This is a genomic window from Abyssisolibacter sp. ZYX002 (assembly GCF_056892235.1).
On sequence record NZ_JARMXH010000003.1, the window covers coordinates 367,927 to 379,846 of the forward strand.

2 protein-coding genes are annotated in these 11,920 nt (G+C 32.6%); both read left to right on the top strand.

From position 1 onward, the window contains the following. Positions 1 to 994: 994 nt before the first annotated feature. Positions 995 to 10,306 (top strand): amino acid adenylation domain-containing protein, encoded by a 9,312-nt coding sequence (locus P3X86_RS11810; protein WP_483292896.1) that lies wholly within the window; start codon positions 995 to 997, stop codon positions 10,304 to 10,306. Between the two features lie 77 nt (positions 10,307 to 10,383). After that, positions 10,384 to 11,919 carry a phytoene desaturase family protein gene (locus P3X86_RS11815; RefSeq protein WP_483292897.1) on the top strand — a complete coding sequence of 512 codons (1,536 nt, stop codon included), beginning with the start codon at positions 10,384 to 10,386 and terminating at the stop codon, positions 11,917 to 11,919. Position 11,920 lies beyond the last annotated feature (1 nt).

The following is an 11,920-nucleotide window of genomic DNA, read 5'->3' on the forward strand; positions in this document are numbered from 1 at the left end:
TCTTATAACGTGGTATTCATGGTATTTAGTAGCTTATTGCTTAGATAAAAGGATTAAAGAATATTTAAATTAGCTAGAATGATTAATCGAAACAAGTAAGCATAAGTTTAACAACAATCATATAGAAGAACCTAAGAAACCTTCGGTTAGAAGGTTTCTCAGACTGTAGACAAAAGCCCAATTTCTACGTTGTTGTTAAAATTTCCGTTGCTCACATACCTCTAAGTAAGCTCTGCTACTCAATTTTAACACGCCTTGAAATTGAACTTTTACTAAAGTCGGCTATCTTGATGACTTTGTCATCAACTTAAGAAACCTTCGGTTAGAAGGTTTCTCAGACTGTAGACAAAAGCCCAATTTCAGCGTTGTTGTTAAAATTTCCGTTGCTCACTTACCTCTAAGTAAGCTCTGCTACTCAATTTTAACACGCCTTGAAATTGAACTTTTACTAAAGTCGGCTATCTTGATGACTTTGTCATCAACTTAAGAAACCTTCGGTTAGAAGGTTTCTCAGACTGTAGACAAAAGCCCAATTTCTACGTTGTTGTTAAAATTTCCGTTGCTCACTTACCTCTAAGTAAGCTCTGCTACTCAATTTTAACACGCCTTGAAATTGAACTTTTACTAAAGTCGGCTATCTTGATGACTTTGTCATCAACCTAAGAAACCTTCGGATAGAAGGTTTCTTTTTTTGTATCAATTTCACATATATCAACAAAAGACTTCTGTTGAGACAAATGGGAGTATAGTTAGTAGATTTATTCGTTAATAATTCTGTTTTTTCCATATAAAAATGGATTTTTTATTGTTATTAAAATAAAAAACTGTTTTAAAAAGAGATATTTATTGGGAAAGTAAACCAAAAAAACACCAAATAAATTTACAAATTTACCAAATTATGCTATAATAAGGATTATGTTTCAAGAAAGGAGGAAAAAATTAACATATTTGCCCGAAATTTTAATTATAAAACTTAACAGAAAGGAAGATATAGATGAATAACAAGAATAATAGCGAAAAAATAGCCATTATTGGATTGGGTTGTAGATTTCCAGGTGGAATAAATGATCCAATTTCATATTGGAATGTGTTGGAAAGTGGAACAGATTGTATAACTGAGATTCCAAAATCAAGATGGGATTTGAGAAGTTTTTATAATTCATCAAAAGAAAATCCTGGGAAAATCAATACTATGAAAGGTGGCTATATTGAAGGTATAGATGAATTTGATCCAACTTTTTTTGGTATTTCACCAAGAGAAGCCCATTATATGGATCCCCAACAAAGAAAAGCGTTGGAGGTTGCTTGGGAGGCATTAGAAGATGCGGGTTTAAAAGCGCAGGAGTTAGCAGGCGAGCAAGTAGGAGTTTTCATGGGTGCATTTACACTTGACTATAAGTTACTTCAGTACGGTGGAAGTAGTTTTGATGGTATTGCAGCCCATACACCAACTGGAGTAATGATGACGATGATATCAAATAGGATTTCATATGTATTTGACTTCAAAGGACCAAGTTTATCTATTGATACAGCATGTAGTTCTTCACTAGTAGCTACGCACCTTGCATGTGAGAGTTTAAAAAACGGAGAGAGTAACCTTGCATTAGCAGGAGGTGCAGGACTTCAGTTTGCACCACAATACACAATCTCAGAATGTAAAGGGGGATTTTTATCACCAAATGGTTGGTCACATGGTTTTGATAAAAGCGCGAATGGTTATGTTCGTTCTGAAGGTGTTGGAATAGTAGTATTAAAAAGACTTAGTGATGCAATAAAAGATAAGGATAATATTTATGCTGTTATTATAGGAAATGGATCAAACCAAGATGGACATTCAAATGGTATAACAGTGCCAAATCCTCAATCACAGATTGATCTTATGGTGGATGTTTGTCAAAAAGCAGGAATAAAGCCAAATACAATTCAATACGTGGAAGCGCATGGTACTGGAACACCAGTAGGAGATCCAATCGAAGCTAATTCCATAGGACAAGTGCTTAGTATAGAGAGAGATAAAAAAGATAAATGCTTTATAGGGTCGGTTAAAACAAATTTTGGACATACAGAAGCTGCAGCTGGCGTAGCGGGTTTAATTAAAACTGCGCTTAGTCTTAAAAATAAAAAAATACCACCTCATTTACATCTAAAAGAAATAAACCCTAAAATTGAGATGGACAAGTGGTCTTTTGAAATACCAAGTAAACTTGAAGAATGGCCAAAACATTCGGGAAAAGCTAGAGCAAGTGTTAATTCTTTTGGATTCGGAGGTACAAATGCTCACGTCATATTAGAGGAGGCACCTATAGTAGATAAAGTAAATACAGAGAATGAGGAAACAACTATAAATAGACCAAAGATTTTCCCTCTTTCTGCAAAAAATAAAGATGTGTTTAGTGAGATGGCATTAAAATACAACGAGCATATAGCCAAGATGAGTATCGAGGAATTAATGGATGTTTGCTATACATTAAGTCACAAAAGGCAACACCTAGATTACAGATTGGGTTTAGTTTATAATTCAAAAGCAGATTTACTAGAAAAATTATCATTGTGTGCTGACGAAAAAGAGAATCCTATGATTGTAAAAGGAAGAAAATTATCTGGTGATAAAGTAAAACTAGTATGGGTATTTACTGGTATGGGGCCACAATGGTGGGCTATGGGACGAAAACTATATGAAACAGAGCCTGTATATAGAGAAATGATGGACAAGTGTGATAAAGAAATGAGAAAATGGGTTGATTGGTCATTGGTTGAAGAAATGAATGCATCACAAAATGATTCAAATATGACTAATAACTGGCTTTCACAGCCTGCAAATTTTGCACTTCAATTAGCCTTATCCAAACTACTACGCCACTATGGAATAAAGCCAGATGCATTAATAGGTCATAGTACTGGTGAAGCAGCAGCATTTTATGAAGCAGGTGTATATACATTTGAAGATGCAGTTAAAGTAATAATGAACAGAAGTAGATTACAACAAAAGACTAGCGGAACAGGTAAAATGTTGGCAGTAGGATTAAATGAAGAGGATGCATTAAATTTAATTAAACCTTATGGTGACAGTGTGTCCATTGCGGCAATAAATAGTCCAAGTGCAGTTACTCTAGCAGGAAAAGAAGAAGCTTTAGAAGCTATTGCTAAAAAATTAGAAGTTGAGGGTGTATTCGCTAAATTTTTAAAAGTTAAAATACCATATCATAGTCCATGTATGGATATGATAAAAGATGAATTGTTTGAAGATTTAAAAGATATAAAACCAATGAAAGCAAAGATAAGACTATATTCAACAGCACTAGGCAAAGAGGTAGATGGTACAGAGTTAGATGCAGGCTATTGGTGGAAAAATGTTAGAGGTTCAGTATACTTTGCTAAAGCATTTACAAAGATGCTCCAAGATGGATACTCTGTTTTCTTAGAAGTTGGCCCACATCCAGTACTTAAAGCATCAATGAGCGAGTGTGGAGAACGAGAAGAAAAGGATGTTAAGCTTATAACTAGCCTTAAGAGAAAAGAAGATGACTTAGAAAATATCACATTAGCGCTTTCACAGTTATTTATATCAGGGTTTGTTATTGATTGGGACAAGTTATATAAACAAGGTAACTTTGTACATCTTCCAAACTATACTTGGAAGAAGGACAAATACTGGGTAGAGCCTTTTAATGTAGAGAGAAAAAGACTTGGTTATGTCGACCATCATTTACTAGGTTATAGTATGAGAATTGGTTCATATGCTTGGGAGAATTCTATAAATTCTAGTAGTGCTAAATATTTAAAAGATCATTTAATTCAGGGTAATGTCGTTTTTCCAGCTGCAGGATATATTGAAATGGGTTTTGCAGCATTAGATAACTTAGTAGGGGGAGGAAATTACTCAATAGAAAAGCTAGAGTTTAAAAAAGCATTATTTTTAAGTGAAAATAAAGATAAGAAAGTTCAATTCTTTGTAAGTGATAAGGATTCATCTTTTAAGATTATCTCATATGATGAAGAAAATGATAATAAAGACATACATTGCTCTGGTATTCTTAAAACTATACAGAATACGTCAATTACATCTGATATAGATATATCAAGCCTGACAAAGAATATGACTCAAAGCTTTGACAAAGAGGAATGTTATAATAAGCTAAATAGCATGGGATATGAATATGGATATTATTTCCAAGGCATTGAAAAAATATGGTTATCTGAAGAAAAAATAATATCAAAGATATGCATAAACGATGAGCTTTATAATGAAGAAGAAAGTTATTTCCATCCAACAATTACAGACGCATGCTTCCAGACTTTTGTTACTACAGAGTTTTTGAGGGATGAAAGTGAGACAGGTGAGATTAGATTGCCAGTTTCAATAGAAAAAATAAGACTAACTAATGGATACAAAGGAGAAATTTGGGTAGTTGCTGATATAAAAGAAAATACTGCGAAGAACTTAGTTGGCTCAATATATATTTATAATAATAAAGGTGAAGCAATAGGTGAGATTAAGAACTTTAGTGCAAAAGCTCTAGATCAGGTATCTAGTAATGTATCTTTAAATAGAGTAGATACAATGCTTTATGATTTAAAATGGGAAGAAAAAGAATTTGGAAAGAATGAGCAAGAGATATCTGTGAATAAAAATGAACTATGGGTAGTATTTGGTGACGGAGGCGGATTAGCAGATGAGATATCAAATATATTAAGTGATAAAGGGTATGGATATTTAAATATAAGATACGCAGATACATTAAAAATAGACGAAGATTTAAATTATATAGAAATCCCTAGAAATGATAAAAAAGCACTTAACAATATTTTTGATTTATATTTCAAACAGAAGAACTATAAATGCAAAAAAATCCTCCATTTAGAAAATACAAACCTACCTGATCTTGGTAATTGTACAATTGATGATATAGAAAAAGCAAAAATAGAATCCAGTTACTCAATTATACAAATAGCAAACTTAATAGTGGAATATGGTATAAAAGGTAAACTTACTATTATTACAAGAGGTAGTCAAAGAATTGGCTTTGAGAGTAACATGCATCCTTTAGCAGCTCCAGCTTGGGGATTAGGAAGAGTGCTATATCAACAGGAACTTACTGAAAACTTTGATTACTTGATTGATTTAGATTTAGAAGAAGAATTAGCTAAAAACGATGCAAAGAATGTTTTTGAAATTGTGACTATGGATAAAACAGACGATAAAGAAATAGTAGTTAGAAATGATAGTAGATATATTCCAAAACTAATGCTGACAGATAGTGTAAAGAAACCTATCCCATTAAGTTTTAATAAGGATGGTATTCATATTATTACGGGTGCATTTGGAGCATTGGGAAAACTTGTATCAAAGAAAATGGCATTACATGGTGCAACGAAGCTTGTACTGGTAGGTAGAAGTGAGATACCAGAAAGAAGAGATTGGAAAAAAGTTTCTGACAGCTCAGTATTAGCAAAGATTAATTTTATTAAAGAGTTAGAAAGTATGGGTGTACAAGTTATATGTAAGAGTGTAGACATGAGTAGCGAAAATCAAGTAAGTCAGTTTGCACAGGAATTAAAAGATTTGGGATACCCGCCAGTTAGAACTATAGTTCATTCGGCAGGTATAGTTAAAGATACAGTAATTTCAGAGATGGATATAGATAGTTTTAGCAAAGTATATGATACAAAAGTATATGGTGGATATTTACTCAATAAATATTTTTCAGAAGAAACTGTTGAAAACTTCATCGTATTCTCATCTGTTGCGTGTATTTTAACAGCTACAGGCCAGACAAATTATGGTGCAGCAAACGCATTTTTGAACGCACTTTCAAGTTATAGGCAAATGAATGGTCAGCCAGCATTAGCTATCAACTGGGGACCATGGGCAGTTGGAATGATAAAAAAATTAAATCTTGGTGAGTTCTACAAGAATAATAGAGGAATGGATGTAATAGCACCAGAAGTAGGAATGAAGGTCTTCGAAAGACTGATGGGCCAAGATGTAACTCAAATGATGGTTTGTGATGTTGAGTGGGATAAGGCTTTACTATGGTATCCAAAACCAATTTCTATGTGTGAACATTTGATAGAAAAAGATAGCATGAAAGACAGTGGTGACGATGAAAACTTTGAAAATGTATTTATTAATTCAGAGCCAAGTGAAAGGAAAGTATTGGTGCTAAATGGTTTATCTGAAACCATCGCAGGGATATTAAAATGCGATGTGTCTCAAGTAGCTTCAGATGCTTCATTGAGTGTACTAGGTGTAGATTCTATAATGGCAACAGAGCTTAGAAATAAAATTTCATCAAACTTTGGGTATATGTTTAAAATAGTGACGCTTTTAAGCAATACAACAATAGCAGAACTTTCAAATGAATTATATAAGGATATTTCTGAGAGGCTGTCTGATGTTGATACCCAAAACGCAAATAGCAAAGATGAACAAGATGATAATATTCAAGTAATTGATAAATACTCTTTATCATATGGGCAAAAGGCGCTATGGTTCTTATATCAGCTTAATCCAGAAAGCTCAGCTTACAATATTGCAGGAGTACTGTATATACCAGTGGAGCTTAACATAGAAGCCATTAATAAATCAGTTGAAGAAATCGTAAAGAGACATGAACAATTAAGGACAAATTTCTTTATTGAAGACGGAGAGCCTTGCCAGAAGATATATGAATATAGAAATGAATATTTAACTCACATAGATGCACAAGGTAAAGACAAAGAAGCTATTTTAAATATGATTGTAGAAAACACTAAAGAACCATTTAACCTTGAAAGAGGACCACTTTATAGATTTACATTATACAAACAATCAGAAAAAGATTACTATCTATCAGTTAATATTCATCATATAGTTTCAGATGCTTGGTCAAATTATATGTTTATAAACGAAATACAAGGCTTTTATGCTAAATTTGCATTAAATAAAGAAGTAGCATTAAAGGAAATTGATACAAGCTACAAGGACTATATTTTCTGGGAAAATGAGAAAATGAACAGCTTAAAAGGTACAAAAATGTTTAACTTCTGGAAAAATAACTTACCAAAGGATATTCCTATTTTGAATATTCCTACAGATAAAGTTAGACCAGTTGTTCAAACAAATAATGGAACATCATATTCATTTACTATTGATGCAGAACTTACAGAGAAGTTAGTGTCTGTGTCTAAACAAAACGGTGCTACTTTGTTTATGACATTGCTTAGTAGTTTCTATACATTACTTTATAAGTATTCTGGTCAAAAAGATGTAATAATAGGAAGTCCAGTATCAGGAAGAACCCAACCTGAATTCTCAAACGTATATGGATACTTTGTTAATCCATTACCTCTTTGGGCAAACTTTGATGAAGACCCTACATTTAAGGAATTCTTAGGAGAAGTAAAAGAAAACGTATTAATGGCACTTGAAAATCAAGATTATCCATTTGCACTTTTACTTGAAAAACTGGGACTAAAAAGGGATCCAAGTAGATCAGCGATATTCCAAGTTATGTTTGTGTATCTAATGCACAATATTGAAAGAACAGGGTTTGAAAGTGGAAACGTAGGAAACTTCCAAGGATTCCCTATGCAAGTACTATCAATACCAGAAGAAGAAGGGCAATTTGATATTACTCTATCTATGTACGAAGAAAATGGAATACTCCATGCAACATTTAAATACAATACAGACTTGTTCTACGAGAGTACTATAGTTAGAATGAGTAAGCATTTTAAAGAATTGATGAGTAAAATAGTAGAAAGCCCTGATTTAAATATATCAAAATATAGTGTTTTAACAGATGACGAAAGAAAAATGATACTCACAGAGTGGAATGGAAATATAGACGAAAATCAAAAGGAAGAAACAGTTCATCAATTGATAGAGAAAATATCTCTTGAAAATCCACAAAAAGTTGCTATTACAGTACCATATGAAGATAAATCAAAAGATTCAATAACATACGAAGAATTAAATAAGAAATCCAATCAAATAGCAAGATACTTAAGAGATAAAGGAGTAACAGCGAATACACCAGTAATAGTATGCATGAAAAAATCAGTAGATATGGCTATAGTTTTGATAGGTATAATGAAATCAGGAGGGGCTTATGTTCCAATTGAAGCTAATTGGCCAGAAGATAGAATAAACTATGCTATAGAAAACTCTAAATCATTACTTATGATATATGATTCAAATAATGATTTCAAAGAGGGTGATTTTAGCATAAAAACAGTATCATTTGCTGAAATGAAAAATGAGGCTTATAGATTAGATGATTCAACAGTTGAGAGTATAAATAGCATAGATGATATGGCATATATTGTATATACTTCTGGTTCCTTAGGAAAGCCAAAAGGAGTTATGGTTTGCCATAAGAATGTTGTTTCAATATATAAATCATGGGAAGAAACATATGAACTTAAAAAAGATGAATACTCACATCTTCAAATGGCAAGCTTTTCATTTGATGTATTTAGTGGTGATTTCGTAAGAGCATTATGCTCAGGAGGCAAGTTAGTATTATGTAGAAAAGAAGTACTTCTTAACATACCACTTTTATATGACATCATGATAGAAGAAGGAGTAAATATAGGAGAATTCGTACCTGCCATAATTAGAAATATGATGAACTATATTAAAAAAGATGGCAAGAAGCTAGATTTTATGAAAATCCTCATAGTTGGATCGGATGTTTGGAATATGGATGAATACAGAGAATTAAAGCTTCAATGCTCGCTAGATACAAGGGTAATAAGTTCCTACGGTTTAACTGAAGCAACAATTGATAGTACCTATTACGAACCACAAGGGACACTTACAATTGATGGTGCGGTGCCTATAGGAAAGCCATTTGCAAACACAGAAATATATATCCTTGATAATGAGATGAACCCTGTTCCTGTTGGTATTCCAGGAGAAATATATATAGGTGGAGATGGTGTAACACTAGGCTATGTAAATGCACCTGAATTAACTAAGGAAAGATTTATTAATCACTCCTTTGATAAAACTAAGCAGATTAGATTATATAAAACTGGAGACTTAGCACTTTGGAATAATGATGGAAACATAAAGATGCTACAAAGAATAGATAATCAAGTAAAAATAAGAGGACATAGAATAGAGCTATCCGAGATAGAAAAGCAACTTGAAAGTATTATTGAAGTAGAAAAGGCATTTGTTGTTCCTAAAGAAGCGCCAAATGGTGAAAAATTACTTTGCGCATATTGTAAGGCACCTGCAAGTCTTGACATCAATAAAACTAATAAATATCTCAAGAAAAAATTGCCAACATATATGATTCCATCTTATATGTTGAGAATTGAGGAGTTTCCACTTACAAACAATGGCAAAGTAGATATAAAAAAATTGCCTGTACCAACATTAGAAAAAGAAATACAAAATAAGCCTCAGACGGAAAATGAAAAGAAATTAGCCAAGCTGTGGAGTAAACTTCTGGGTATAAGAAGGATAGATTTAAATGATGATTTCTTTGATCTTGGTGGAAATTCACTTAATCTAGTAGAGCTTATGATTTTGATTAGACAGGAGTTTGATATTAACATAAGTGTAAATAAACTCTTTAGTAGTCCATCACTATATTCAATGGCATCAGTAATTGATAGTATCACAGCAAAAGAAATAGATGGAGATCAAATATATGGAATATACAATGAAAAAGGAACTAAGACCATATTTGGTTTTCCACCTGCAGGAGGATATAGTATAGTGTATAAAAATATAGCATACAACATGCCTCATGTAAGATTTGTATCCTTCAACTATATAGAAGATGATAAGAAGATTGAGCAATACGCAGATATGATTTATGAGATAGACAACAGCGGCAGGTATACACTTTTTGGATATTCATTAGGTGGAAATCTTGCATTTGAAGTTGGAAGAGAATTAGAGAGAAGAGGTTACGAGGTACTAGATGTTATAATCATGGACTCCTATAGGATTAATGGAAGCTTTGAAATATCAGATGCAGATATGAAAAAATTTGAAATAGAATTATCAGAGCATTTTAAGAAACATACTGGCTCGGATATAGTTCATAAGCATACAATGAAGCAGGCTAAAGAATATATAGATTTTTGCTATAGTAAGAAAAATCTAGAAGATATAAAAGCAATAGTTCACTTTATTGTAGAAGAAAATCCTGAAAGTAAGCACAGAGACTTCAAAATAGAAAGTTGGAAAGGTTCATCTACAACAAAATATAATTACTATCAAGGAATCGGAAAACATGCTGATATGCTTGATGAATCTAAAGCAAAAGAAAATGTGAAGATTTTAGAGGACATTATAGGATAGATATGAGGGGGCTACCTCAAGGTAGCCCTACTTTTATAAAATCAACAAAATCTTACTAAATAAAATGGAGTGTTTATATGATTAAACAAAAAAGTAAATCTATAATTATTATAGGCGGAGGAGTTTCTGGATTAGCAGCAGGAATATATGCACAAATGAACGGATATGATACAAAGATTTTTGAAATGCATAGTATACCAGGTGGACTCTCAACTGCATGGAAGCGCAAAGGATATAACTTTGATGGAGGGATGGATTGGATAGTTGGTATAGATCCTAAAATGCAGGAACATTCAATTTGGAGAGAGCTTGGAGCGCTTAAAGGAAAAAACGTAGCTTTTTACGATGACCTTTTTCAAATAGAAACAAGCAAAGGAGATATATGTACCTTTTATGCTGACCCAGCTAAATTGAAATCAGAGTTATTTAAGTTTACAGACGACGATGAAGACAAGAAAAAAATAAAGCATTTATGTAAATCAGTAAAGCGATTTTCAAAGTCACCATCATTTAGCTATAAAAAGCCAGAGAATTTATATGGACCATTAGATAAACTGAGTATATTTATAAAGTTTTTCCCTTATATGGGCATACTCACAAAGTATAATGCTCTAATGATTAAAGATTATGCCAATAGTTTTAATGATCCTAGACTTCGTGAAATCATCTCATATATTTTTTATAATCCTGACATAGAATACTCAGTTTTTCCACCTCTTTTTACATTGTCAAATATGTATAACAAGAATGCGGGTTATCCAGAAGGGGGAGCATATGGTTTATCAAAGTCTTTAGAGACTAGGTACAAAGAATTTGGTGGTGAGATTTACTATAAAAAATATGTGAAAAACATAATCATAGAAGATGACAAGGCAAAAGGTATCGTATTAGAAGATGGTAGTGAGCTATATGCAGATATAATAATATCATCATGTGATGGAAGAACAACCATATATGATTTACTGGGTGGTAAGTATCTAGATGAAAACATTAAAGGAATGTATGAAAATGCACGAGTTCATCCATCAATGGTAAAGGTATTCTTAGGAGTAGATATGGATTTTAATGATGAACCACATTCGAAGATTTACCTAAGAGATGAACCAATAGATATATTAGGAACTATAAGTAAAGAACAAAAGTCAATATTAATAAGACACTATTGCCATACAGAACCATCCTATTCACCTAAAGGTAAGTCAGTATTAACTAGTTTCTTTGTTGCAAATTACGACGAGTGGAAAGAGCTTTCTAAAGATAGACAGGCGTATAAAGATGAAAAAGATAAAATAGCAAATATAGTTATCAAACAGCTTGAAACCGTATATCCAAATATTAGAGAAAAAATAGAAGTTATTGATGTTAGTACGCCAGTTACGATTGAGCGTTACACAAAAAATTACAAAGGTTCTATAATGGGATGGATAGCAACGAGTGAAGTTGACGTGTGGTCAAAACAAGTAGGGATTAACATACCGGGGCTTGACAATTTCTATATGATTGGACAATGGGTTTCATATGGAGGATTGATAAGAGTAGCATGTTGTGGTCGCTATGCAATACAGACACAGTGTAGTAAAGATAATAAAAAATTTAGAACTGTTTTAGATTAAT